A 24030-nucleotide genomic window follows, 5' to 3' on the forward strand; every position below is an offset into this window, starting at 1 on the left:
TGTGAGCTCAGAGATGTTCGGGCAGGGGCGGTAACTCAACGCCACACCAGATTGTGCAGTTCCATGGCGCGCGTCAGGTCTGGATCATCGATGTCGACCACTCGCGCGTAGGTGCCGTGCAGGTGCGCGCTCGACGGATCGTCTCCAGGACGTTCGAAGATCGCCCACATCGTCAGCTCATCACCGTGACGTGACGCGAAGCGCACACCGTCGACGACTGGTGCGCCCTCGTTCGTGGTGAGCGCATAGAGACGATCGGCGACCTGCTGCGTGAGATCACGCGGCTGCGCGCTCTTGAGGGCGGCAGCGTCGAAGTCCGGATAGCCGAGGTCGAGTGCCAACTGAAGGAACGTCGGACGCAGTGCGGAGACCGTTTCGGACACGCGTACGTCAGCGAACGGACCTGTCAGTCGGGCAGCGCCCACCAGGCGCCCGCCGATCCACTCCCGGGGAATCGATCCGGGAGTGGGCACCGGGAACTCGGCGGCGTCCTCGGGATCCTCGGTGATGCCGGACAGAAGGTCAGTGTCGTCAGCGCCGAGGTCAGGACGGGCGTATGCGAGCACCTCGACGAAGCAGCCGTAGAGCCTGTCGCCCGCGTAGACCGTCCTGAACACGCCGTCTGCATCGTCCCAGCGGTTACGACCGGAGTACTGGTGGTCAACCCACGCCCAGGGGTCAGGAGCTCGGCCGATGCGCCAGACTGCAACACCTCCGGCGTCGACGACTGCGATCTGAGCAGCCGGCATCAGGCGCCGACGAAAGCAAGCGCCGCGGCGAGCACTCGGGGCCCTGCTTCCTCGAAGGGGTCCTCGTGCAGCACGCGCGCCGGCGAACGGTCGGCGAGGTGGGGGTTCATCCCCTGGAACCAGGTGGGAACGACAGCGTCGCCTTCGCTCTGGCCGATGAGGGTCACAACGCGGTGCGCCAGGCGCAGTCGTTCTTCGGTCGCGGATGTCGGGCGGCGAGCAGCTTCGGCCCACTCGCGCACGGTCCGGGTCTCGGAGACGCCCGCGATGTAGGCCACCAGCTTTGCGCCGAGGGCGACACGTAGGTCGTCGACGATCTCAGCAGTGGCGTGCCGGATCGAGTCGTTGTAGGCCTTCAGCCCTGCTGCTTCGATCACTGTGATCATGACCTTAGGATACCACCATCCCAGTCATGAGGACAGGCTAGATACCAACTACGATCCCACCCCAGGTATCATCGCACGACTGCCGCGAGCTCACGGCTTGGAGCGACGCACTATCTCCTGCGCCAGCTCGACGTCGCTGTAATCGGCAATGGTGTGATGGACGACAATGACAGCACCAGCGATGTCGTCCGCATCGAGGTGGCCGCCGACGAGAAGGGCTTCCAGCGGGTTCCGCCCGCATGCGCGGGCAACGTGCACTGCCTCGCGAGTAGTGGGGTGTCGCTCACCCCGGCGCCAGTAGCTCACCTTGGAGTCCGACACGTCCAGCCGCCGCGCGACCGACGCCCCCGGGGCGTGCTCGGTGATCTTGTTGAACGTTAGCCAACTACTATTTGAAGCGATGCCATCGGGTAGCTCCGACACCTCGTACGACATCTCGCAACGCAGAAAAATCAAGTCGACCCGGGTTTTGTTGCCCAACAATGCAGAACGCCCGGCAGCTGCGTGAGCAACGACCGGGCGTTCTATCCTGTGGAGCCTAGGAGATTCGAACTCCTGACATCCTGCTTGCAAAGCAGGCGCTCTACCAACTGAGCTAAGGCCCCGCGAGGGTGTTTAGTTGAGGTGAAAAGTGGGGCTACCAGGATTTGAACCTGGGACCTCTTCATTATCAGTGAAGCGCTCTAACCAACTGAGCTATAGCCCCGTCAACCTCCAAGACTTTACCGGAGATCGACGGAAAATCCGAATCGACGCCGGTCAGTCACCCGGCCGCAGAACCGCGCTGCCGGCAGAGACGCTGACCACGATCGAATTCCGCGCATTCGACGACGTCTGCAGCCCGTTGTCGAGCGATCCGGCACTGACATCCTGACGTACGTCGTACTCCTCATCAGGCAGTGTCAGTTCGAGCGATCCCGCGCTCACATCGACCTGCACGTCACGCGGTGCTGTCCCGGTGAGCTCAGCCTCCAGCCGTCCTGCAGAGATCGAGAAATCGGCGGTGGAGACGTCAGCCAGCTCGAACTCGGCGCGCCCCGCACTCAGATCCGCCTCGATGGTGTCCGCCGATCCCGTGATGAACAGTGCGCCGGCGCCCACCTCGACGTCGATGTCACCGAAGTCACCCTGTACATCGAGACTTCCTGCGCCGAGCGAGACGTCGGCATCGAGCCTTTCACTGCGCAGCTCGTCGGGCAGGGTCAGAACCACACTCTGGTCGTCGTTGAACCAATCGCCGAACCACCACCCGAAGTTCATCTCCGGGCTGTTCACGACGAGTTCGTCACCGTCGCGCGACAGACTCCAACGGTCATCGCCACTGCCGGAGAGCTCCAGCTGTGCCTGCTCGACATCACCGAACTCAACCCGCACCGCCGCACCGCCGACATCGAGATCGATACCAGTGATGCCCGAGGCATCCATCTGCTGACGGGAATCGACCGGGGCACTCGCATCGTTGACGGCAGCGACTGCCGCCGTGCCTCCGGTCGCGAGGAGAGCGACGCCGCCGAACACGGCGATCGCGATCGCACCCGCTCGTGCCCCCGAGCCGCGCGGAGTCTGCGGGCCCTGTGCAGAACTGGCCGATGCCGGAGCGCCCGGAGCCGGCCCACCAGGAGCCGGCCCACCCGGAGCCGCCCCACCCGGAGCCGGCCCACCAGGAGCCGCGGCATTCGTCAACGGCGCCTGCTCCGCCGGCGGCGGGCTGAGGGGCACGTCGTGCCCGCCCTGGTTGTTCTCTGATTCGGCGTTCATCGTGCCGCTCCTGTCTGTGGCGTGTTCCCGAGCGGACCGTTGCCGCTGCCGGTGTTCTCGATGTGGGCGAGCGCTGCGAGCACTCGGCGGTTGCCGGCTTCGGGTTCGAGGCCGAGCTTCTGGAAGATGGACGTGATGTACTTCTCGACGCTGCCCTCGGAGAGGAACAACAGCCCCGCGATCGTCTGATTCGACTTGCCCTCGGCGATGAGCGAGAGCACGGTGCGCTCGCGCTCGGTGAGTTGCAGCATCCGGTCGTCACGGTTGCGACGGGTGAGCAACTGCGCGACGACCTCCGGATCGAGAACGGATGCTCCTTCCGCGATCCGCTCGACCGAGGCGACGAACTCGGCCACATCCGCGACACGGTCCTTGAGCAGATAGCCGAGTGGGCCGCCCTGCGCAGCGATCAGGTCACTCGCGTAGCGCTCCTCGACGTACTGCGAGAGCACGAGAAGTGGCAGCGATGGATGCGTCTTCCGCAGCCCGAGCGCCGCGCGGATGCCCTCGTCGGTGAACGTCGGAGGCAGTCGCACATCGAGGATGCACAACTCGGGGTCCGTCGTCCGCACCGCGTCGGTGAGGCCCTCGGTGTCCGGCAGGGCCGCGACGACCTCGTGGCCGGAGTCCTCGAGCAGTCGCACGAGGCCCTCGCGCAGCAGCACGGAGTCCTCACAGATCAGGATGCGCATGAGATCTGTCCTTTCGGTGCGAAGTGACGTTGCTGGTCGAGATGCGTACAGATCAGGATGCGCATGGCACACTCACCTCCAGCGAGGTCGGTCCGCCCTGGGGGCTGTCGAGGCGGAACGTGCCGCCCGCCGCCAGCACCCGGTTGGAGATGCCGTCGAGTCCGCCGCCGGGCTGCACCTGCGCGCCGCCCATGCCGTTGTCCTCGACCCGCGCCCACAGCACACCGCCTTCGCGCAGTCGCACGATCACGCGGCACTCACTGGCCCGCGAATGCTTCGCGGCGTTCGTGAGCGATTCCGCGATCGAGAAGTACACCGCCGCCTCGGCGTCACGGCTGCAGCGTCCGTCCATGCGCACATCGAGCTGCACGGGGATGTGAGATCTGCTGGCGAGCGCCGAGAGCGCAGCATCCAGGCCGCGATCGTCGAGCACGGACGCATGGATGCCGCGGGCGAGCTGCCGCAGCTCGGTGATCGCCGCCTTCGTCGAGGTGTGCGCCTCACCGATCAGCTGCTTGGCCGCCGCCGGGTCGTCGTCGATCTTCTGCTGGGCGAGACCCAGGGTCATACCGACCGAGACCAGCCGGGGCTGGACGCCGTCGTGCAGATCGCGCTCGATGCGGGTGCGCTCGACGTCGGCTGCGCGCACCGCGCCCTCCCGCTGTGCACTGGTCGTGCGCACCTGCTCGGTCAGTTCGGCCTCACGGTTGGGAACGACGAGTGCGCGGCTGATCGTGCGGTGCAGAAGCGCGAGGCCGATGATTCCGGCCGCCGCGGCAAGAGCACCGAGGATGCCGACGAGCACGGCCCACTCGACGCCGATCTGTCCGACACCGAACGCGAGCGGGATGGAGATCGTCTCCGCCGCGCCGAGTGGAGCGAAGATCGTGATCGCGGAGAAGATCAGGGCCCAGAACAATCGCAGCACGAATGCACCAAAGATGCACGCGATGACGAAGCTCGCCACCGCCCGCCACATGCGCCCGTCGATGCTCTGGCGACCGAGCGAGCGGAGCCACCCTCCGAACCCCGGCCGCTGACGGCGGCGAGGCTGCAGGTCGGGGACATCGAGGCCGTACAGTCCTCTGATGCGAACGATCTCGAACCAGCCGAGCCCGAACAGGGCGTAGACGAAGCCCACCAGGAACAGCAGTCCGATTCCGAGGACGAAGAGCAGGGCCAGGCCGGTTCCGAAGGTGGCGGCCAGGATTCCGATGACGCCGCCGCCGAGCACGCCGAGCGCTGCAAGGTGCAGGATCGTGAAGAACAGCCGCAGCGGCGGCGCTTTCGCCGGCGCCGGAGACACCGCGGAGGGGACAGCCGGAGACACCGCGGAGGGGACAGTCTGAGTGGTCATGCCTCAAACGTAGGCCGCGGGCCGTAGGCCGCGACACCGTGTCACCCGGAGAGCTCCGTTCGGGTTTCCCCTACTGCGACGATCTGATCTGCTTTACTGGAGCCATGACGGCACATGAGGGAGAACCGCACGGCGCTGGACTCGGACAACGGCTGAACTGGCTGCGTGCCGGGGTGCTCGGTGCCAACGACGGGATCGTGTCCGTCGCTTCCCTCGTCGTCGGCGTGGCCGGTGCGACCACTGACAACGCGGCGCTGCTGACCGCCGGCCTTGCCGGTCTCGTCGGCGGCGCGGTCTCGATGGCGCTCGGCGAGTACGTGTCGGTGAGCAGCCAGCGTGACAGCGAGAGGGCGCTCATCACGAAGGAACGCGAAGAGCTGCGGACGATGCCGGATGCTGAGCTCGCCGAACTCGCCGGCCTCTACCGTGACCGAGGGCTGAGCGATGAGACGGCGCTCAGGGTCGCAGAAGAGCTCACCGCGCACGATGCACTCGCCGCCCACCTCGAGGTCGAACTCGGCATCGATCAGGAAGACCTGGTCAACCCCTGGCACGCGGCCCTGTCGTCTGCGATCGCGTTCACGCTCGGCGCCCTGCTGCCACTGCTGGCCATCCTGCTCCCCCCGCACGAGTGGCGCGTGCCCGTCACGTTCGTCGCCGTTCTGATCGCCCTCGCTGTGACAGGCGCGGTCGCCGCGCGAATCGGAGGATCGTCGCCGCTTCGGCCGTCGATCCGCCTCGTGGTGGGCGGAGCGCTCGCGCTGGCCGCGACCTGGTTGATCGGCACACTGCTCGGGACTGCGGGCGTCGTCTGATGACGAAGGGACGGATGCCGCGGCATCCGTCCCTTCGCTCGATCGTCGAGCGCGTCGAGAAGTCAGTTCGAGGTGAAGCCGACCAGCAGCCCGCCGGTGACCTTGACCGCCAGATTGTAGATGCCGGCGCCGACGGCGCCCAGCACGGTGACCACGATCAGGTTCAGGATCGACACGACCGCGGCGAACGCCATCACCTGGGGCAGTCCCATGAGTGAGGCGAGCGAGACCGATCCGTCGGTGATGTTGCCGACGAACTCGTCTGTCTGCGACATGATGCCGGTCGCCTGCAGCACGAGGAAGATCAGGAAGAACGAGACCATGGTCACGATCGCAAGCGCGACGGCGGCAAGGAACGACAGCTTCACAGCCGACCAGAAATCGACGTAGACCAAACGCAGGCGGACCTGCTTGCCGCCGGTCTTACGCGTCGATTTCTTCGCCAGCTTGTCGGCTACTGTGCTCATACGTCGTTGCTTTCCTCAGGGGTCTCAGTGTCGGGGTCAGCCTCGTCCAGTTCTTCGACGATGCGGCGTTCCCCGTTACGTGCGATGGCGAGGATCCGGTCCTTCTCGGATGTCCGGGCGAACACCACTCCCATGGTGTCACGGCCCTTGGCGGGCACCTCGGCCACGGCAGAGCGTACCACCTTGCCGCTGGACAGAACCACCAAGACCTCGTCGTCCTCGGACACGATCAGACCACCCGCGAGAGTGCCCCGATCGTCGTTGAGTTTGGCGACCTTGATGCCGATTCCGCCGCGTCCCTGAACGCGATACGCGCCGACGGCGGTGCGCTTCGCGTAGCCCCCATCGGTCACGACGAACACGAACGCGTTCTCGTCGGCGACGGATGCCGAGAGCAGATTGTCCTCGCCGCGGAAGCTCATTCCCTTCACGCCGGCGGTGGCGCGTCCCATCGGGCGCAGCGCCTCATCCGTGGCGTTGAAGCGCAGCGACATGCCATGACGGGAGATGAGCAGGATGTCATCGGTGTTGTCGACCAGCAGGGCACTGACCAGCTCGTCCTCTTCGCGGAGACGGATCGCGATGACGCCGCCCTGGCGGTTGGTGTCGTACTCGGTCAGGCGCGTCTTCTTCACCAGGCCGTCACGGGTCGCGAGCACCAGGTAGTCGGCCACCGCGTAGTCGCGGATGTCGAGCACCTGCGCGATGTTCTCGTCCGGCTGCAGGGCGAGGAGGTTCGCGACGTGCTGTCCCTTCGCATCGCGGCCGGCCTCCGGCACCTCGTACGTCTTCGTGCGGTAGACACGACCCTTGTCCGTGAAGAACAGCAGCCAATGGTGCGTCGTCGTGACGAAGAAGTGCTCGACGATGTCGTCCGCCCGCAACTGCGCGCCCTTGACTCCCTTGCCGCCGCGGTGCTGCGAGCGATAGTTGTCGCTGCGAGTGCGCTTGATGTAGCCCTCGCGCGTGACGGTGACGACCATCTCCTCTTCGGCGATGAGGTCTTCCATCGAGACGTCGCCGTCGAAGCCCTGCAGCACGTGGGTGCGACGGTCGTCGCCGAAGCGCTCGACGATGCCGGTCAGCTCGTCGCGGATGATCGTGCGCTGGCGGGCCTCATCGGCGAGGATCGCCTTGAAGTCCGCGATCTTGAGCTCGAGCTCGGTGGCCTCATCAAGGATCTTCTGCCGCTCCAGAGCCGCGAGGCGACGCAGCTGCATGGTGAGGATGGCATCGGCCTGGTCGTCGTCGATGTCAAGAAGCGACTTGAGCCCTTCGCGCGCGTCATCGGCCGTGGGGGAGCGGCGGATGAGGGCGATGACCTCGTCGAGCGCGTCGAGCGCCTTGAGGTACGCGCGCAGTATGTGCATGCGCTCCTCCGCCTTGCGCAGGCGGAAAGTGGTGCGGCGCACGATCACGTCGATCTGGTGCGCGATCCAGTTCGCGATGAACCCGTCGAGCGCGAGCGTGCGCGGCACGCCGTCGACGATCGCCAGCATGTTCGCGCCGAAGTTGTCCTGCAGCTGGGTGTGCTTGTACAGGTTGTTCAGCACGACCTTGGCGACGGCATCCCGCTTGAGCACGACGACGAGGCGCTGACCGGTGCGGTCGCTGGTCTCGTCGCGGATGTCGGCGATGCCGGTGATCTTGCCGTCACGGGCGAGGTCGCCGATCTTCACCGCGAGGTTGTCGGGGTTCACCTGGTACGGCAGTTCGGTGATCACGAGGCATGTGCGGCCCTGGATCTCCTCGACGTTGACGACCGCGCGCATCGTGATCGAGCCGCGTCCGGTGCGGTACGCCTCGTGGATGCCTTTGGATCCGAGGATCTGCGCGCCGGTCGGGAAGTCAGGACCGGGGATGCGCTGGATGAGTCCCTCGAGGAGCTCCTCACGAGGCAGGTCGGGGTTGTCCAGCGCCCAGAGCGCAGCGGCCGACACCTCACGCAGGTTGTGCGGGGGGATGTTGGTGGCCATACCGACCGCGATGCCGACCGACCCGTTGACCAGCAGGTTCGGGAACCGGGCCGGAAGAACGTCGGGCTCCTGGGTTTGACCGTCGTAGTTCGGGGAGAAGTCGACGGTCTCCTCTTCGATGTCGCGCACCATCTCGAGCGCGAGTGGCGCCATCTTCGTCTCGGTGTACCGAGGAGCCGCCGCCCCCATGTTGCCGGGGGAACCGAAGTTCCCCTGCCCGAGAGCGAGCGGGTAGCGCAGCGCCCACGGCTGCACGAGACGCACGAGGGTGTCGTAGATCGCGGTGTCACCGTGCGGGTGGTACTGACCCATGACCTCGCCGACCACGCGAGCGCACTTCGAGAACGCCTTGTCAGGACGGTAACCGCCGTCGTACATGCCGTAGATCACACGACGGTGCACGGGCTTGAGGCCGTCGCGCACATCCGGCAGCGCACGACCGACGATGACGGCCATGGCGTAGTCGAGATAACTGCGCTCCATCTCGAACTTCAGATCGACCTGGTCGATCTTGCCGTGCTCGTGGAAGGGTGTCGCGTCGGGGCGGTCTTCGTCAGTCATGTGTTTCTTTCGTTTGCCGAGCTTGTCGAAGCATCCGGTCCTCGCTCAGAGTTCCTGCGGGTCAGATGTCCAGGAAGCGGACATCCTTCGCATTGCGCTGGATGAAGCTGCGTCGGGATTCGACGTCCTCGCCCATCAGCACACTGAAGATCTCATCCGCGGATGCGGCGTCTTCGATGGTCACCTGGCGGAGGGTCCTGGTGGTGTGATCCATCGTGGTCTCCCACAGTTCCTTGGCGTTCATTTCGCCGAGACCCTTGTAGCGCTGCACGCCGTTGTCCTTCGGGATGCGCTTGCCGTTCTCCACCCCGTGCTTGAGCAGGGCGTCGCGCTCGGCATCCGAGTACACGTATTCGTGCGGCTGGTTCGACCATTTGAGGCGGTACAGCGGCGGCATCGCGAGGTAGACGAATCCGGCCTCGATGAGTCCGCGCATGTAGCGGAACAGCAGCGTCAGCAGCAGCGTGGTGATGTGCTGGCCGTCGACGTCGGCATCCGCCATCAGCACGATCTTGTGATAGCGCGCCTTTTCGATGTCGAAGTCCTCGCCGATGCCGGTGCCGAAGGCCTGGATCATCGCCTGGACCTCGCGGTTTCCCAGCGCCTTGTCGAGGCGCGCACGCTCGACGTTGAGGATCTTGCCGCGAAGAGCGAGGATCGCCTGCGTGTGCGGGTCGCGCCCCTGCACGGCCGATCCGCCTGCGGAGTCACCTTCGACGAGGAAGATCTCACTGATCGACGGATCCTTGCTGGTGCAGTCCTTCAGCTTGTCCGGCATCGCCGCCGACTCGAAGACGCTCTTGCGGCGCGCGGTCTCGCGCGCCTTGCGGGCGGCCATGCGAGCGGTGGCGGCATCGATCGCCTTGCGGATGACGTTCTTCGCCTGCGCGGGGTTGCGGTCGAACCAGTCACCGAGCTGATCGCCGACGACCTTCTGCACGAACGCCTTCGCCTCGGTGTTGCCGAGCTTTGTCTTGGTCTGTCCCTCGAACTGCGGCTCGCCGAGCTTGATCGAGATGACGGCTGTCAGGCCCTCGCGCACGTCGTCACCGGAGAGGTTGTCGTCCTTCTCCTTGAGTAGGTTGTTCGCGCGGGCGTACTTGTTGACGAGTGTCGTCAGTGCCGCACGGAAGCCCTCTTCGTGCGTACCGCCCTCATGCGTGTTGATGGTGTTCGCGTAGGTGAAGACGTTCTCGCTGTAGCCCGTCGTCCACTGCATCGCGACCTCGAGCGAGATCTTGCGCTCGAGGTCTTCCGACTCGAAGTCGATGATCTCGTCGTTGACGACCTCGGCGTGACGCACCTTGTTCAGGTATTCGACGTAGTCGACAAGGCCCCGCTCATAGAGGAAGAGGTCGGCCCGCTGCTTGGTGACAGTGGTGCCCTCTTCTTCCACCTCGTAGGTCGCGCCCTCGCGTTCGTCGCGCAGTTCGATGCTCAGGCCCTTGTTCAGGAAGGCCATCTGCTGGAACCGCGTGCGCAGAGTTTCGTAATCGAACTCGACGCCTTCGGTGAAGATCTCGGGGTCCGGCCAGAACGTGATGTCCGTACCGGTCTCTTCGGTCTGAGCGCCCTGGATGAGTCCCTGCTCCTGCGGAACACCGCCGTGACTGAAACTGTGGTTCCAGATGTGGCCCTGACGCTTGATCGTGATGTCGAAACGCGTGGAGAGCGCATTCACGACCGACGAGCCGACACCGTGCAGACCGCCCGAGACCGCATACCCGCCACCGCCGAACTTGCCACCGGCGTGCAGGATCGTCAGCACGACCTCGACACTCGACTTGCTCGGGTCTGAGGAGTGCGGGTCGACGGGGATGCCTCGGCCGTTGTCGACGACCCGGACTCCGCCGTCGGCCAGGAGCGTGACGAGGATCGTGTCGGCATGTCCGGCCATCGCCTCATCGACCGAGTTGTCGACGATCTCCTGAACCAGGTGGTGAAGTCCTCGGGGCCCGGTGGAGCCGATGTACATACCGGGGCGTTTGCGAACGGCCTCGAGACCTTCGAGGACCTGAATCTCGTTTGCGCCGTACTCACCCTGCTGCTTCTGCTTCGGGCTGATGGTTCGCTCAGTTTCGGGGGTGCCCCCGGTTGTCGATTCAGGCTCGTCAGCAGGGGTTTCAGGCGTCATCAGAGGTGATTCTCCACATCGATATCTCGAATCCCCAGTCTAGCCTGTTCGGGAGGAGATGATGTGGCTATACGGCCGTGTGTGGCCCTGAAATCGATCGGGATGCCTCGCTTGGTGCCCTACCCGTAGGTATCGCGTGGACCACGCCCTGGGACGGCTCTCGGGCCCCATTTCCAAGAGGGGACGTCGGGCCCGATAAATCGAAGGTTGTTCACACCCGCCTGCGGGTAGCGTCTGCCGATCTCGGTGAGGATGGTCGCCCGCATGAACTGGAGGTTCTTCGCCCAGGCCGTCGAGTCGCATTTGACCGTCAGCATCCCGTTCTCCAACGACACCGGTTCGGAATGCTTCGCGGTGTCCGAACCGGCGAGATCCGCCCACTGCCTGACCAGGTCTTCGCGAGCCAGCGTGATCTCCCAGCCGGACTCCCGGCTGAGTTTGTCGAGCACGGCGCCGAGGACACCGGGGTCGCGCCCAGGTGTGAACGGGGCGTTGTCATCGTCGTCACGGATGCGACGCTTGCGCTTCCAGGATTTCGAGCTCGGCTTCAGGCCGCGCAGGCGCAGGTAGGTCGCGACCGTCTCGGGGACGTCGGATGCCGCGTCACTCACCGTCGTCCTCCTCGCCGTTGTCTGGGCCGTTGTCTGTGCTGCTCTCGTTATTGCTCTCGGGAGTGCTCTCGGGAGTGGTTTCGTCAGAACCGGCGCGGTCGTCTGTGATCGTTCCGGCGTCGATGCGAACGACATGACGATGCAGCGCCTCTGGAATATCCTCCTCGACCGCGGCGGTCACCACCACCTGCTCGTAGCCGACCGTGAGACCGGCGAGCCGCTGTCGCCGATCCGCGTCGAGCTCGGCGAACACGTCGTCGAGGATCAGCACCGGGTCGCCGGCGGGCGATTCCGCGCGCAGCAGCTCGGCGGATGCCAGGCGCAGCGCGAGTGCGACCGACCAGGATTCTCCGTGCGAGGCATACCCCTTGACCGGGAGCGAGCGCACCCTCAGCAGCAGATCGTCGCGATGCGGACCGACGAGAGTCAGTCCGCGGTCGAGTTCCTGCGTGCGTTTCGCCTCCAGGGCCGCACGGAACATCTCGGCGATCTCGCCGCGTGAATCCGACGAGCCCACCTCGCCCTCTTCCGGGTCACCGCCTCGCACCGACAGCGCCCACTCGATCTGCGGGGAGTGATCCGCACCGGCGATCGCCGTGTATGCGTCGGCCAGCGGCTGTTGCAGATCGGTCGCGAGGCGCAGCCGCTGATCGATGATCTCGGATCCGAGCGCGACGAGCTTGTCGTTCCAGACGTCGAGAGTCGCGAGGGCTTCGCCGCGGATGCCGCGGGCACGGGCCGACTTCAGCAGCGCGGTGCGCTGCTTGAGCACACGGTCGTAGTCTCCGAGGACGCCGGCCATCCGCGGAGTGCGCTGAATGAGCAGCTGATCGGCGAAACGTCGTCGGGACGACGGATCACCGCGCACGATCTGCAGATCTTCCGGGGCGAACAGCACGACGTGCGCGTAGCGCGGAAGCTCATGTGTCTTCGAGGGCGAACCGTTGATGCGCGCCTTGTTCGAACCCTGCCTGTTGATCTGCACCTCGGCGAGCACTTTTCGCTCGCCGACCGAGAGACGCGCACGGATCACGGCATATTCCTGACCGTCTCTGACCATCGGCGCATCCGACGATACCCGATGCGAACCCAGCGTCGCGAGGAAGACCACGGCTTCCGCGAGATTCGTCTTGCCCTGACCGTTTCGGCCGACCAGAACGTTGGGCCCAGGGAGCAAGGCGAGTTCAGCGGTCGCATAATTGCGGAAATCCACCAGGCTCAGATGCTCCACAATCACGGGTTCACCCTACCTTTTGCCACGGACAAGACGCCGGGCCGGCGACAGAGGTCAGCGGAGGAGAAGGTTGGGCTGGAGAAGGTACTTGAACGAGTCGCTGCCCACCTGGTCGACCGAGGTCTGGCTGGTGATCAGCACCGGGCTGAGTTTGTTCGCGTTGTCACTCGAGGTGAACGTCACGCGTACGAACTCGCTCTTGACCGCACTGAGCGCTTCGGTCAGGTACTGCGGGTTCAATCCGAGAATCACGTCGTCGCCGCCGGAGAGATGGGCATCCACCGACTCGGATGCGCGCGCCTGCTCACTGCCCGAAGCATCCATCGTCACGCTGTCGGATGTGAAGGTGAAACGCAGCGGAGCAGCGCGATCGAGCACCAGCGCGACGCGTCGGACTGCCTCGATCAGGTCGACGGTGTTGACGACCGCGTAGTGCTCGGTCTGCTCGGGGAACAGCCGACGAACCGGCGGGAAATTGCCCTTGATCAGGAGGGAGGTGACGGTCTTGTTGCCCGCGGTGAACGCGATGATCTCACGATCGCCCTCCCCCGAGAACGAGACCTGGATCGTGCCGGCGTGCCCGAATGTCTTGCCGACCTCGGTCAGCGTGCGGGCGGGGACCAGCGCAGTCTGCTCGGGAGCGTCGCCGTCCCAGGGCACATCACGAAGGGAGACCCGGTAGCGGTCGGTGGCCACGAGGATGAGATTGTGACCCGACACTTCGAGCTGCACACCGGTGAGCACGGGAGTCACGTCATCGCGCGACGCTGCGAAGCCCACCTGGGCGATCGCGGTGCCGAAGTCGTCTGCAGGGACCACGCCGGAAGATCCGGAGACCTCGGGAATCGAGGGATATTCCTCAACCGGCATGGCAGCCAGGGTGAACCGTGCCGATCCGCAGGTGACCGTGATGCCGCCGTCCTCCTCGACGGCGATCTCGATCGGTGCGTTCGGCAGTCGGCTGGCGATGTCGGAGAGCAGTCGGCCGTGAACGAGAATCGTGCCAGGTGTGTCTACCGTCGCCTCGATCGTCGTGCGGGCGGATGCCTCGTAGTCGAATGCCGAGAGTGTGAGCCCCTGCTCGCCTGCTTCGATCAGGACACCGGCGAGGATCGGCTGCGGGTTGCGTTGGGGCAGCAGTTTGACGACGAATGAGACAGCTTCGCTGAAGACATCGCGGTTGACCTGGAACCTCACGGGCGCTCCCTCGTCGTAATCACAAGAACTGAGACGGGTGGACCCCCGTCAGGGGTTCCCATCGTATCCCCACAGCAGCGATGCGCCATACGACGACTTCTCCCGTTCTTGAGGTGATCGGATCCGGCTCTCAGAGGGTTAACTCCTTAATGGTGTTAACCGCTGTGGAAACTGTGGATAACTCGGTGGATATCAATCGCGAGTAAGGAACTACATGCGTGTGAGATGTGGAATCAGTGAGGAATCCGCACTAAAACAGGGTGTGGGTGACATCGATGTGATTCGGAGTTATCCACAGGATGTCGCGATCGACACACATTCGTCCCGAACTCGACACGTATTCATCCACAAGTTATCCACATGTGTAAACCGGCATTTATCTGATGCGTCGCGGCCCTGTCAACTCTCCGACAGGATGTTTGTCAGCGTCGGCCGAGCTGCGTGGTGATCTCGGTGACCTGGTTGTAGATCGAGCGACGTTCCTTCATCAGCTCGCTGATCTTCTTGTATGCGTACATCACGGTCGTGTGGTCGCGATTGCCGAACAGCTGCCCGATCTTCGGCAACGACAGGTTCGTACGCTCGCGGCAGAGATACATCGCGATCTGGCGAGAGGTCGCGATCTGCTGCGAACGACTCGATCCGTACAGGTCGTCGACCGTGAGCTTGAAGTACTGCGCGGTCGCCGTGATGATGTCGGTCGGCGAGATGATGTTGTCCTCCGCCGTGTCGACGATGTCGCGGAGCACGGTCTGGGCGAGGGAGATGTCGAGCGACGACCGATTCAGGCTCGCGAAGGCAGAGACGCGGATGAGCGCGCCTTCCAGTTCGCGGATGTTCGACGACACCACGGTCGCGATGTACTCGAGCACCTCATCGGGGATGTGCAGGGCCTCGCTCTGCGCCTTCTTGCGGAGGATCGCGATGCGCGTCTCGAGGTCGGGCGCCTGGACATCCGTGATCAGGCCCCACTCGAAGCGGCTGCGCATCCGATCTTCGAAACCGGTGAGGTGCTTCGGTGCGACATCACTGGTGATCACGACCTGCTTGTTGTGGTCGTGCAGCGTGTTGAAGGTGTGGAAGAAGGCCTCCTGCGTCTCGGCGCGACCCTGAAGGAACTGGATGTCGTCGATGAGGAGGATGTCGACGTCACGGTACCGGGCCTGGAATGCGGAGCCGCGGTTGTTGGCGATCGAGTTGATGAAGTCGTTCGTGAATTCCTCGCTGGAGACGTATCGGACCTTGACCCCCGTGTAGAGGGACTGCGCGTAGTCGCCGATCGCGTGGAGTAGGTGAGTCTTGCCGAGGCCGGAGTCGCCGTATATGAACAGTGGGTTGTACGCCTTCGCCGGCGCCTCGGCGACGGCGACCGCGGCCGCGTGCGAGAAACGGTTGGACTGTCCGATCACGAAATTGTCGAACGTGTACTTCGGGTTCAGCCTGGATTCATGGCGCATCGGCGTTGGCTGTTCCATGGGCGATTCGCTGCGTGGCATGTCGGACCGACTGAAGTCTGCGACGACGATCGGCGCAGTGGGCTGCTCGGCGAGCTCATGGTTCACGACCACGCGGAATGCGGTGACCTCGTCACCCAGGTGAGTCAGTGCCTCCATGATCGGCATGCGAAGGCGCTTGTTGATCTGCGCCGCAGTGAGGTCGTTCGGCACGTCGAGGTAGAGGGTCGCACCCATGACCCCGGCTGGAACCACGAGACTGAGGAACCCCTGCAATTGGGGTGTGACGCGGTCGTCGTGGTCGAGGAGATCCGCCACCTGCGCCCAGATCGGAACGTCGGGCTGGGCAGGAGAGGACATGTTGCTCCGGGCAAGGGCTCGCGGAGGGTAGGCCTGATCGGCTGTTCCCCCCTGTGGATAACTTCGGATGCCACGGTAGTCATCCGCGCTGTGAACGGCAACCTGCCTGTGGAAAACTTCGGGTGTGTTGCGGAGCCCGCGAGTGTCGAGGTTGTGGATAATTGCCGTGCGGAGTCTTGATGCTCGAACCGGTCGTGGCGTGGAGATTTGCCCTCTGCGCCGGTAAGAAGTACCCTTAATCGGTTGACTTATGTCCGAAATCGGGCAGTTCCCTATGTCTCCGGTCGTACACATCCGGTGACAGCGTTCCCGGAGTGATCCCATGACCAAGCGTACGTTCCAGCCCAACAACCGCCGCCGCGCCAAGAAGCACGGTTTCCGCGCCCGTATGCGCACGCGCGCCGGCCGTGGCATCCTCTCTGCTCGCCGCGCGAAGGGCCGCACCGAGCTCTCGGCGTAAGCCTCGTGCTCGCCCGTCCGTTCCGACTGACGCGAGGCACCGACTACAGATCGGTCGTCCGTCGCGGTGTTCGGTGCGGGGGCGCCCGTGTCGTCACCTCCATGCTGGTGACCGGTGAGGCACGTGAACCCAGGTTCGGGTTCATCATCAGCAAGCAGGTGGGCACCGCTGTGATCCGCAACACCGTGCGTCGACGGCTCAAAGCCGTGTGCGCACGGGTGATCGCAGACGTTCCCGAGGGCACGGATGTCGTCATCCGTGCCCTTCCTGCATCCGCGACCGCCAGTTTCGCTGAGCTCGATGCCGATGTGACCCGGTGCCTGGCGCGTCTGAGTCGCGAACGAGCGTCGGTATGAGTGCACTTCCCTCCTACGCCATCGGCTCGGCGCATCTGCATGGCGACGACGTCTTGCGAAGCATCCCGCTCGTGCCGCGGAATCTCGTCCTCGGGTTTCTGGCCGGCTACCGCGCCGTGATCTCGCCTCTCTACGGAGACGTCTGCGCGTACTACCCGTCCTGCTCGGCTTACGCTGTAGGTGCGGTGCAGCAGCACGGTGCGGTGAAGGGAGCGGTGCTCTCGGCATGGCGGATCCTGCGCTGCAACCCCTGGACCAAAGGCGGCGTCGACGACGTTCGTCCTCACGACCATTTCCGATACGACTTGACCGCTCGAGGTTTCGTCGTACCTTCCCGAAAGGACTGATCAGTGGGTCTTGACCTTCTGCTCGCCTCTGCGACACCTGCTCCCGATTCCGGCGGGGGTGGCTTCGACCTGCTCGGAACCATCCTCTGGCCGTTGAAGTGGGCTGTTGAGCTCATCCTGGTCGCCTGGCACTGGCTGTTCACCACCATGGGACTTCCGGAGGCATCCGGTATCACGTGGATCCTCTCTATCGTCGGCCTGGTCATTGTTGTTCGTGGCGCAGTATTTCCCCTGTTCGTGCGGCAAATCAAGAGCCAGCGCAAGATGATGGAAATCGCTCCTGAGATGAAGAAGGTCCAGGAGAAGTACAAGGGCAAGAAGGATCAGCTCTCGCGTGAGGCGATGAGCCGCGAGACGATGGCTCTGTACAAGAGGCATGGCACATCACCGATGTCGAGCTGCCTTCCGTTGATCGTCCAGATGCCGATCTTCTTCGCGCTGTTCAGCGTGCTCAACGACGTCACCAAGCACGCACAGAACAACCTCGGCGGTGTCGGGCTGCTCAGCCCCGAGTTGACGAAGCAGTTCTATGACGCCACGATCTTCGGGTCGGTATCGCTGCACGGGACACTCGGCCAGGCGGTGGAGACCCAGAACACGATCGCCATCGTGCTGCTGGTCATCCTCGTCGTACTGATGATCGGATCGCAGTTCTTCACCCAGCTGCAGATCATCTCGAAGAACCTTTCGCCTGAGGCCAAGACCGGCCAGGCGTACCAGATGCAGAAGATCATGCTCTATGTGCTGCCGCTGGGCTTCATCTTCTCCGGTGTCTTCTTCCCGCTCGGTGTGGTCGTGTACTGGTTCATCTCGAACCTGTGGACCATGGCGCAGCAGTTCCTCGTCATCCGCGAGATGCCGACTCCTGGCTCCGAAGCAGCCAAGGCCCGCGAAGAGCGTCTCGCTCGCAAAGGCAAGGCGATCGATTCCTCTGGCAAGGTCGTGCCCATGTCGGTCTACGAGGCGGAGCAGAAGCGGATGCTGGATGAGGCCGAGAAGGCGAAGCAGAACACTCCGAAGCGCCAGCAGCCCGTGGGTAAGAAGCGAGCCAAGAAGAAGGGCCCCAACGCATGACCGGTGAGAACGTCGTCGAGCGAGCCGTTGATCGTTCTGAGCCGACTGTCGAGCAGCTCGAGCATGAGGGCGATGTGGCTGCGGACTTCCTTGAGGAGCTTCTCGACATCGCAGACATCGATGGAGATCTGAACCTCGACGTTCGTCAGGGACGGGCCTATGTCTCGGTCGACGCTGAGGGAGAGGAGATCTCCGTGCTCGCAGACCCTGACACTGTGCAGGCTCTGCAGGAGATCACCCGCCTCGCGGTGCAGAGCAAGACTGGTTCCTTCTCGCGCCTGATCCTCGATGTCGGTGGATCGCGTGATGCACGTCGCCGGCAGCTCGAGAAGCTGGTGGATGCTGCGGTCGTGAAGCTCGACGAGGGTGCATCGCAGGCGTCGCTTCCTTCGATGTCCAGCTACGAGCGCAAGCTGGTGCATGACATCGTCGCTGACCGCGAGTTGGTTTCGGAGTCATACGGCGACGGCGCGGATCGCCACACGGTGATCCGTCGTCGCTGATGTTTCACGTGAAACATCGTGGGGGAGCGGGATGACTTCGCTCGAGGCGGAGCCGGATGCTGCCGCGACACTGTTCGGCGAACGGATCGAGCTCGCTCGTCGATTCACGAGCGCTCTCTCAGCGCAGGGCGAAGAACGTGGTCTGATCGGACCTCTTGAGCTTCCTCGTCTGTGGACCCGCCACGTTCTCAACAGCGCTATCGCTGCGCCGATCTTCCACGGGATGGCTGTAGACATCGGTTCCGGTGCTGGCCTTCCGGGCATTGTCCTCGCGATCGCGCAGCCGGACGTGAGGTGGACGCTGGTGGAGCCGATGGAGCGGCGTGTCACCTGGCTCAACGAGCAAGTTGAAGAGCTCGGTCTGGACAACGTGGAAGTGCTGCGGGCACGCGCTGAAGAAGTACGCGCGATTGGAACATTCGACTTCGTCACGGCACGCGCCGTCAGTGCGCTGCGCACACTGATCCCCCTCACGGCGCCGTTACTGCGCGACGGGGGAGAACTCGCGCTGCTCAAGGGCGTGAACGCGCCGGCTGAGATCGACGCCGCTGCCAAGCAGATTAAGAAGTACCGGCTCAGTGACGTGCGCGTCGAAGTTCTGGGTGAAGGCGTGCTTGATGAGACGACGCGGGTGGTTCGGGCGGCAGTTCGGGGCTGACTGGTTCTGACTGGTTCTGACCGGTTCGGGGATGTCCGTACTTTCGGGCGCAGGGATGCCCGACTCTCTCGCAGAACGGGTACTCTCCCCGCAAGCGGCGGCCCCTCCCGATGCTCGTTCATCCGGCATCCCTGCGCCCTGTCCTGCACGGAGCGGGAGCGAGTTCTGCCACTCACTCGGGTGCGCATGTTTCACGTGAAACATCACGGCCAAAACGAGCTGATTTTGCAACCTGGTGACGGGACTGGACGTGAGCTGTCTCGACAGAGGAGGAGCCACGCCGGTGTCGCGGCCTATTGCTGCTTGCTCCTTCGGCATCCATGAACACCCCGCCGGCGCTAGTGAGCGAGCTCAACCACGCGATCAGAAGCTGCGACCAGTGATGTTTCACGTGAAACACTCGGTCGTCTGGATTCATCAGGGATGTGCCGATGTGCAGTCGTGTTCTGGATGCGACTCTTGACAGAATCCGGAGCGTCTCTGCTTCGCAGTCGACTCGATGCTCGTTCCGTCGGCTTCGCGTCCGCCGCCATCGTAACCAGGGGAGTTCAGGTCAGTGCTCGGGGAATGGACGCTATGTTTCACGTGAAACATCGGGCTGCCCCACATGGAGCGTCAGTCGCGGCGCTGCGGTGCGGCGAGCACGAACCACGCGCAGAACCACGTTGGTGATGAGGAGCGCGAAGGCGATGGGGATGGTTCCGGCTGTGGTGACCGAGATCACCAACAGCATCCACATCGGCGCGACCCATGACGACACCAGAGAGAAGAGTGTGTTCGTGATATCCAACGCGGTACTGAGCGCCGCGACTGCAAACCCGCACCACACAGCACTAACCAGAGTGGGGAGGATCGCGTGTAGACCTCTTGAGGTCGACTTGCGGAGCATGCGGCCGGAGGCGATGACGAGCCCGACCCAGACGCCCAGCCCTATCGCGCCCAACCCGTAGCCGTATACGCCCTCGGTGGGGTCGGGATCGGATGCCCCCAAGCTGACCATGGCAACGCCGAGCATGAGTGCCAATGTCGCGAACGAGGTGATGACTCCCACGCTTGTCCAGACGATAGCCGCGTCGATACGCGATGAAGCCCGCCCCTGCTCACTCATGTCCTCACTGTACTTCCGCCCGTCTCGTGCACGTTCTGATTCGCAGATGTCATGTGAAACATCGCAGGGCGGGAGCACCCTGACTCAAGTATGGGTGAGGGGTGCGAGATGCCGAGCGAACGAGCATCGGGAGGGGTCCCAGCTTGCGGGAGGGTACCCGCTTTGCGAGAGAGTCGGCATCCCGCACCCCGGCAGTTTCGCCTCCACAGGTGCACGTCGGTTCGCAACGTCCGTCCCAGCGATTAGCCTGGGTGCCCCTTGTCGGGGCGCCTGTTCGGGGCTGAAAATGGGGTGCGGCCGCCCGGTTGACGTCGTTGTCTCTATGGTCCCTTGAGGCCGTCGATTAGCCGGACGGTGGGCACCACGTGATGGGCACTTTCACTGTCGCCAGCCGCTGTAAAGCGGTCGAGCACGAGGATTAGATTCGCTGTTCCTCCCCGTGGTTCCCTCGGGCGGTCGCTTCATGGAAGCACCGATCGATGGGAAGTGAGAACAGTGTTTGCGCAGTCTGAAGATGACGAGCAGATCATCCAGCGGGTCGCGGCGTTGGATATCGGCAAGGCCGAAGTGGTCTGCTGCGTCCGATTACCCTCACCCGCCGGCGGCAAGCGGCGGGTGCAGGAAGTCACGACGCATTCGACGATGACCCGGTCGTTGACCGAGCTGGCAAACCGGCTGGTGGAATTAGGCATCGAGCGGGTGGTGATGGAAGCGACCAGCGACTACTGGCGGCCACCGTTTTACCTGCTGGAAGCACACGGCCTGGAGCCGTGGCTGGTCAACGCGAAAGACGTCAAGCACCTGCCTGGCCGCCCGAAGACCGACGTGCTGGATGCGGTCTGGCTCTGCAGAGTCGCGGAACGGCAGATGCTGCGGCCAAGTTTCGTGCCCCCGCGTCCGATCCGTCGGCTGCGGGATCTGACCCGGTACCGGATCGATCTGGTCGGCTCACGGGGCGCGGAGAAGAACCGGGTCGAGAAGCTCCTCGAAGACGCCTGCATCAAACTCTCCGTCGTCGCGTCCGACATCTTCGGGGTTTCCGGGCGGGAGATGATGGCGGCTCTGATCGCCGGGGAGCAAGACCCGAGAGTCCTCGCCCAGATGGCCCGGTCCAGCATGCGCAGGAAGATCCCCGCGCTGGAGGACGCGTTCACCGGCCACTTCGACGAGCATCACCGGTTCCTGCTCGCGCGGATGCTGAGCCGCATCGATCAGATCAACGCCGATATCGCCGCCGTCGATGAGCAGATCGGCGAGCACCTGGTCCCTTTCGGTGACGCGGCCGCCCGGCTCGATGAGATCCCCGGCGTCGGGGCAACAGCGGCCGCGATCATCATCGCCGAGATCGGGGTCGATATGACCCGGTTCCCCACCCCCGGACATTTGACGTCCTGGGCGAAGTTCGCCCCCGGAGTGAAGAGTTCAGCGGGGAAGACCATGGGCAACGGCGCCACCGGGCACGGCAACCGCTACCTCGCACGAGCCCTCGGCGAAGCAGCGATAAGCGCCAGCAAGACGAACACGTTCCTCGGCGCTCGCTACCGACGCCTGGCCCGACGCCGCGGGAGGAAGAAGGCTCTCGTCGCCGTCGGGAGATCCATCCTCGTCATCATCTGGCATCTTCTGAACGACACCGACGCCCGCTACATCGACCTGGGGCCGGACCACCACGACCGGCACGTGAACACCGAGACAGTCAAACGCGTCCACGTCCGCCAGCTCGAAGCTCTCGGCTACCACGTCACCCTACAACCCGCCGCCTGAACCCCACGTCACATGCAATCCCGGCTCCGCCGGGAGCCTTCGGCCTGCCCAGTCACCATCCATTTTCGGATTAGAGTGGAACACGGTCCCGAAAGGAGTGGATGTTTCACGTGAAACAGTCTGAAAAGGCAGCACCGAACAGTACTTTCGGGGTAGACACTCCACTGGCACGCGAAATCGCTGATCTGAGCGCGCGCCGACGTGCGCTGGAGGCGACATCAGTCCAGTTCGACGGGAACACGCGTGTTCTCACGGTCTCGAACCAGAAGGGCGGGGTCGGTAAGACGACGACCGCGGTCAACATCGCATCCGCTCTGGCAAGCTTCGGCGCCAGGGTTCTGGTCATCGATCTCGATCCGCAGGGGAACGCATCGACAGCCCTCGGCGTACCGCACAACGCGGAGACGCCGAGCGTCTACGACGTCCTGATCGATGACGTTCCTCTGGCAGAAATCGTTCAGCAGAGTCCGGAGTCACCGAACCTCCTCTGCGCGCCCAGCACGATCCATCTCGCAGGAGCAGAGATCGAGCTCGTCTCCCAGGTCGCCCGCGAGCACAGACTGCGCAACGCCCTCAATGCATACCTGGACGAGAACGCCGTCGACTTCGTCATCATCGACTGCCCTCCATCACTGGGGCTACTGACGATCAACGCATTCACCGCGGCATCCGAGGTCTTCATCCCGATCCAGTGCGAGTACTACGCACTCGAGGGTCTGAGTCAGCTGCTCGGCAGCATCCAGATGATCCAGAAGCACCTCAATCCGGACCTGCACCTCTCCACGATCCTGCTCACCATGTACGACGGGCGCACGCGACTGGCGCAGCAGGTGGCGGATGAGGTGCGCACGCACTTCCCCGATCAGGTACTGCACACGGTCATCCCGCGTTCGGTGCGAGTGTCGGAGGCGCCGAGTTTCGGCCAGACGGTGATCGCGTACGACGGAACATCCGCCGGAGCGATCGCATATCGCGAGGCCGCTGTAGAGATCGCGTCGCAAAAGACGCAGAGCAAGGAGAACTGATGGCCAAGCGCACCGGATTGGGCCGAGGAATCGGCGCACTCATCCCCACGGCGGATCAGTCGGAGCGTCCGGTCGACGTGTTCTTCCCCGGCGCATCTCTGCGACCAGCCGCAGACATGACGATCACAATGACCGACGAGCTGCCCGCAGACGCCCCCGATCTTGCTGCGGTGCCCGGCATCCACTTGATTCAGATCGACCCGAAGCTGATCGTGCCGAACCCGCGGCAGCCGCGCACGCACTTCGACGAGGACGACCTCGCCGAGCTCGTGCACAGCGTGCGTGAGTTCGGCGTGCTGCAGCCGGTGATCGTGCGCAAGAACACCGACGGCGAGTACGAACTGATCATGGGGGAGCGCCGCACGCGCGCTGCCCGCGACGCCGGCCTCGATGCGATCCCGGCGATCGTGAGAGAGACCGCCGACGAGAACCTTCTGCGCGACGCGCTGCTCGAGAACCTGCACCGCTCGGAGCTCAACCCGTTGGAAGAGGCTTCGGCTTACCAGCAGCTGCTCGAGGACTTCGGCATCACTCAGGAAGAACTCGCGACGCGCATCGGCCGTTCGCGTCCGCAGATCAGCAACACGATCCGGCTTCTCAAGCTGCCTGTTCCCGTGCAGCAGCGTGTCGCCGCCGGCGTTCTCTCGGCCGGTCATGCGCGGGCCCTGCTCTCGCTCGACAGTCCCGAGGCGATGCAGAAGCTCGCAGACAAGGTGATCAACGAAGATCTCTCCGTCCGCGCGACTGAGGAAGCGGCCAAATCTTCGCCCTCCGCTGGGACGAAGAGTCCCAAGCCGCAGCCTGGCGCACGCCGGGCCTACCTCGACGAGGTCTCGGGAAAGCTCGGCGACCGGCTCAACACCCGGGTTAAGATCAGTCTTGGGGCAAGAAAAGGCCAGGTGGCGATTGAATTCGCATCAATTCAGGATCTCAACCGCATCCTTTCCGAACTCGGCGAAGAAGGCTACGGATCCTGAATATCTG

24 protein-coding genes and 2 tRNA genes are annotated in these 24030 nt (G+C 64.1%); 10 read left to right on the plus strand and 16 right to left on the minus strand.

Features of this window, described 5'->3' with window-relative positions; genetic code table 11:
- Nucleotides 1-35 precede the first annotated feature (35 nt).
- The 8 genes from JF52_RS0107090 to JF52_RS0107125 all read right to left on the minus strand — a co-directional run bounded on the left by JF52_RS0107090 (nt 36) and on the right by JF52_RS0107125 (nt 4942).
- Nucleotides 36-749, minus strand: a complete 714-nt coding sequence (locus tag JF52_RS0107090; RefSeq protein WP_052166824.1) for an RES domain-containing protein — start codon at nt 747-749, stop codon at nt 36-38.
- Nucleotides 749-1135: a hypothetical protein gene (locus JF52_RS0107095; RefSeq protein WP_033105583.1), complete on the minus strand. Its 387-nt coding sequence runs from the start codon at nt 1133-1135 to the stop codon at nt 749-751. Before JF52_RS0107095 ends, JF52_RS0107090 begins: the two co-directional genes overlap by 1 nt.
- A 90-nt stretch (nt 1136-1225) precedes the next feature.
- Nucleotides 1226-1615: a helix-turn-helix domain-containing protein gene (locus tag JF52_RS16885; protein WP_152594835.1), complete on the minus strand. Its 390-nt coding sequence runs from the start codon at nt 1613-1615 to the stop codon at nt 1226-1228.
- 52 nt (nt 1616-1667) lie between these two features.
- Nucleotides 1668-1740, minus strand: a tRNA-Ala gene (locus tag JF52_RS0107105).
- 27 nt (nt 1741-1767) lie between these two features.
- A tRNA-Ile gene (locus tag JF52_RS0107110) sits at nt 1768-1841 on the minus strand.
- A gap of 53 nt (nt 1842-1894) precedes the next feature.
- A complete protein-coding gene (locus tag JF52_RS0107115; RefSeq protein ID WP_200880966.1) occupies nt 1895-2893 on the minus strand; it encodes a DUF4097 family beta strand repeat-containing protein in 999 nt (332 codons plus the stop codon).
- On the minus strand, nt 2890-3585 hold the full coding sequence (locus tag JF52_RS0107120) for a response regulator transcription factor (RefSeq protein ID WP_033105585.1): 696 nt from the start codon (nt 3583-3585) through the stop codon (nt 2890-2892). The genes JF52_RS0107115 and JF52_RS0107120 overlap by 4 nt, the downstream gene beginning before the upstream one ends.
- A gap of 52 nt (nt 3586-3637) precedes the next feature.
- A complete protein-coding gene (locus tag JF52_RS0107125; RefSeq protein ID WP_084595658.1) occupies nt 3638-4942 on the minus strand; it encodes a sensor histidine kinase in 1305 nt (434 codons plus the stop codon).
- Nucleotides 4943-5046: 104 nt separating this feature from the next.
- Here JF52_RS0107125 and JF52_RS0107130 point away from each other — a divergent pair, with 104 nt between their 5' ends.
- Nucleotides 5047-5757, plus strand: coding sequence for a VIT1/CCC1 transporter family protein (locus JF52_RS0107130; RefSeq protein ID WP_033105586.1), 711 nt, complete (start codon nt 5047-5049; stop codon nt 5755-5757).
- Between the two features lie 62 nt (nt 5758-5819).
- On the opposite strand, the gene JF52_RS0107135 is transcribed toward JF52_RS0107130, so the two are convergent.
- From JF52_RS0107135 to dnaA, 7 genes are all read right to left on the minus strand, one after another.
- Nucleotides 5820-6224, minus strand: a complete 405-nt coding sequence (locus tag JF52_RS0107135) for a DUF3566 domain-containing protein (RefSeq protein WP_033105587.1) — start codon at nt 6222-6224, stop codon at nt 5820-5822.
- Complete coding sequence (gyrA, locus tag JF52_RS0107140; protein ID WP_033105588.1) at nt 6221-8761, minus strand: DNA gyrase subunit A; 2541 nt, start codon at nt 8759-8761, stop codon at nt 6221-6223. The genes JF52_RS0107135 and gyrA overlap by 4 nt, the downstream gene beginning before the upstream one ends.
- Nucleotides 8762-8822: 61 nt before the next feature.
- Nucleotides 8823-10895, minus strand: coding sequence for a DNA topoisomerase (ATP-hydrolyzing) subunit B (gene gyrB / locus JF52_RS0107145; RefSeq protein ID WP_033105589.1), 2073 nt, complete (start codon nt 10893-10895; stop codon nt 8823-8825).
- Between the two features lie 119 nt (nt 10896-11014).
- The gene (locus JF52_RS0107150; protein ID WP_033105590.1) at nt 11015-11506 is read right to left on the minus strand and encodes a DUF721 domain-containing protein; all 492 of its coding nucleotides are present in this window, start codon (nt 11504-11506) and stop codon (nt 11015-11017) included.
- Entirely contained in the window at nt 11499-12743 is a 1245-nt protein-coding gene (gene recF / locus JF52_RS0107155; protein WP_084595660.1) for a DNA replication/repair protein RecF, read from the minus strand. The genes JF52_RS0107150 and recF overlap by 8 nt, the downstream gene beginning before the upstream one ends.
- A 51-nt stretch (nt 12744-12794) precedes the next feature.
- Nucleotides 12795-13937, minus strand: a complete 1143-nt coding sequence (dnaN, locus tag JF52_RS0107160; RefSeq protein ID WP_033105591.1) for a DNA polymerase III subunit beta — start codon at nt 13935-13937, stop codon at nt 12795-12797.
- Nucleotides 13938-14359: 422 nt separating this feature from the next.
- Entirely contained in the window at nt 14360-16075 is a 1716-nt protein-coding gene (gene dnaA, locus JF52_RS0107165; protein ID WP_372460273.1) for a chromosomal replication initiator protein DnaA, read from the minus strand.
- Between dnaA and rpmH the strand changes: the two genes are divergently transcribed.
- Genes rpmH through rsmG form a run of 6 tightly spaced genes read left to right on the plus strand, consistent with a single transcriptional unit; the run spans nt 16074 to nt 19149 of the window.
- A complete protein-coding gene (gene rpmH, locus JF52_RS0107170; RefSeq protein ID WP_033105593.1) occupies nt 16074-16211 on the plus strand; it encodes a 50S ribosomal protein L34 in 138 nt (45 codons plus the stop codon). The genes dnaA and rpmH overlap by 2 nt on opposite strands.
- A 5-nt stretch (nt 16212-16216) precedes the next feature.
- On the plus strand, nt 16217-16567 hold the full coding sequence (rnpA, locus tag JF52_RS0107175) for a ribonuclease P protein component (protein WP_084595662.1): 351 nt from the start codon (nt 16217-16219) through the stop codon (nt 16565-16567).
- Complete coding sequence (gene yidD, locus JF52_RS0107180) at nt 16564-16914, plus strand: membrane protein insertion efficiency factor YidD (protein WP_033105594.1); 351 nt, start codon at nt 16564-16566, stop codon at nt 16912-16914. Before rnpA ends, yidD begins: the two co-directional genes overlap by 4 nt.
- A gap of 3 nt (nt 16915-16917) precedes the next feature.
- Nucleotides 16918-17988: a membrane protein insertase YidC gene (gene yidC / locus JF52_RS0107185; RefSeq protein ID WP_033105595.1), complete on the plus strand. Its 1071-nt coding sequence runs from the start codon at nt 16918-16920 to the stop codon at nt 17986-17988.
- Nucleotides 17985-18491 (plus strand): Jag family protein, encoded by a 507-nt coding sequence (locus JF52_RS0107190; RefSeq protein ID WP_033105596.1) that lies wholly within the window; start codon nt 17985-17987, stop codon nt 18489-18491. Before yidC ends, JF52_RS0107190 begins: the two co-directional genes overlap by 4 nt.
- Nucleotides 18492-18522: 31 nt before the next feature.
- Nucleotides 18523-19149: a 16S rRNA (guanine(527)-N(7))-methyltransferase RsmG gene (gene rsmG / locus JF52_RS0107195; protein WP_033105597.1), complete on the plus strand. Its 627-nt coding sequence runs from the start codon at nt 18523-18525 to the stop codon at nt 19147-19149.
- 574 nt (nt 19150-19723) lie between these two features.
- On the opposite strand, the gene JF52_RS0107200 is transcribed toward rsmG, so the two are convergent.
- Nucleotides 19724-20257, minus strand: coding sequence for a hypothetical protein (locus JF52_RS0107200; protein ID WP_033105598.1), 534 nt, complete (start codon nt 20255-20257; stop codon nt 19724-19726).
- 495 nt (nt 20258-20752) lie between these two features.
- Between JF52_RS0107200 and JF52_RS0107205 the strand changes: the two genes are divergently transcribed.
- The 3 genes from JF52_RS0107205 to JF52_RS0107215 all read left to right on the plus strand — a co-directional run bounded on the left by JF52_RS0107205 (nt 20753) and on the right by JF52_RS0107215 (nt 24023).
- The gene (locus JF52_RS0107205) at nt 20753-22021 is read left to right on the plus strand and encodes an IS110 family RNA-guided transposase (RefSeq protein WP_033104887.1); all 1269 of its coding nucleotides are present in this window, start codon (nt 20753-20755) and stop codon (nt 22019-22021) included.
- A gap of 101 nt (nt 22022-22122) precedes the next feature.
- Nucleotides 22123-23046, plus strand: a complete 924-nt coding sequence (locus JF52_RS0107210; RefSeq protein ID WP_033105599.1) for a ParA family protein — start codon at nt 22123-22125, stop codon at nt 23044-23046.
- Nucleotides 23046-24023: a ParB/RepB/Spo0J family partition protein gene (locus JF52_RS0107215; protein WP_033105600.1), complete on the plus strand. Its 978-nt coding sequence runs from the start codon at nt 23046-23048 to the stop codon at nt 24021-24023. The genes JF52_RS0107210 and JF52_RS0107215 overlap by 1 nt, the downstream gene beginning before the upstream one ends.
- The last annotated feature ends 7 nt before the right edge of the window (nt 24024-24030 follow it).

It is taken from the genome of Microbacterium profundi (assembly GCF_000763375.1).
GTDB lineage: Bacteria > Actinomycetota > Actinomycetes > Actinomycetales > Microbacteriaceae > Microbacterium > Microbacterium profundi.

Bases quoted from the DNA above. Each gene is read 5' to 3' on its own strand.
- yidD (WP_033105594.1), top strand. From the start codon at position 16,564: ATGAGTGCACTTCCCTCCTACGCCATCGGCTCGGCGCATCTGCATGGC.
- JF52_RS0107115 (WP_200880966.1), bottom strand. From the start codon at position 2,893: ATGAACGCCGAATCAGAGAACAACCAGGGCGGGCACGACGTGCCCCTC.
- gyrB (WP_033105589.1), bottom strand. From the start codon at position 10,895: ATGACGCCTGAAACCCCTGCTGACGAGCCTGAATCGACAACCGGGGGC.
- JF52_RS0107125 (WP_084595658.1), bottom strand. From the start codon at position 4,942: ATGACCACTCAGACTGTCCCCTCCGCGGTGTCTCCGGCTGTCCCCTCC.
- gyrA (WP_033105588.1), bottom strand. From the start codon at position 8,761: ATGACTGACGAAGACCGCCCCGACGCGACACCCTTCCACGAGCACGGC.
- JF52_RS0107135 (WP_033105587.1), bottom strand. From the start codon at position 6,224: ATGAGCACAGTAGCCGACAAGCTGGCGAAGAAATCGACGCGTAAGACC.
- JF52_RS0107130 (WP_033105586.1), top strand. From the start codon at position 5,047: ATGACGGCACATGAGGGAGAACCGCACGGCGCTGGACTCGGACAACGG.
- JF52_RS0107190 (WP_033105596.1), top strand. From the start codon at position 17,985: ATGACCGGTGAGAACGTCGTCGAGCGAGCCGTTGATCGTTCTGAGCCG.
- rpmH (WP_033105593.1), top strand. From the start codon at position 16,074: ATGACCAAGCGTACGTTCCAGCCCAACAACCGCCGCCGCGCCAAGAAG.
- JF52_RS0107120 (WP_033105585.1), bottom strand. From the start codon at position 3,585: ATGCGCATCCTGATCTGTGAGGACTCCGTGCTGCTGCGCGAGGGCCTC.
- JF52_RS0107215 (WP_033105600.1), top strand. From the start codon at position 23,046: ATGGCCAAGCGCACCGGATTGGGCCGAGGAATCGGCGCACTCATCCCC.
- dnaA (WP_372460273.1), bottom strand. From the start codon at position 16,075: ATGGGATCACTCCGGGAACGCTGTCACCGGATGTGTACGACCGGAGAC.
- JF52_RS0107200 (WP_033105598.1), bottom strand. From the start codon at position 20,257: ATGAGTGAGCAGGGGCGGGCTTCATCGCGTATCGACGCGGCTATCGTC.
- JF52_RS0107210 (WP_033105599.1), top strand. From the start codon at position 22,123: ATGTTTCACGTGAAACAGTCTGAAAAGGCAGCACCGAACAGTACTTTC.
- rsmG (WP_033105597.1), top strand. From the start codon at position 18,523: ATGACTTCGCTCGAGGCGGAGCCGGATGCTGCCGCGACACTGTTCGGC.
- JF52_RS0107090 (WP_052166824.1), bottom strand. From the start codon at position 749: ATGCCGGCTGCTCAGATCGCAGTCGTCGACGCCGGAGGTGTTGCAGTC.
- JF52_RS0107095 (WP_033105583.1), bottom strand. From the start codon at position 1,135: ATGATCACAGTGATCGAAGCAGCAGGGCTGAAGGCCTACAACGACTCG.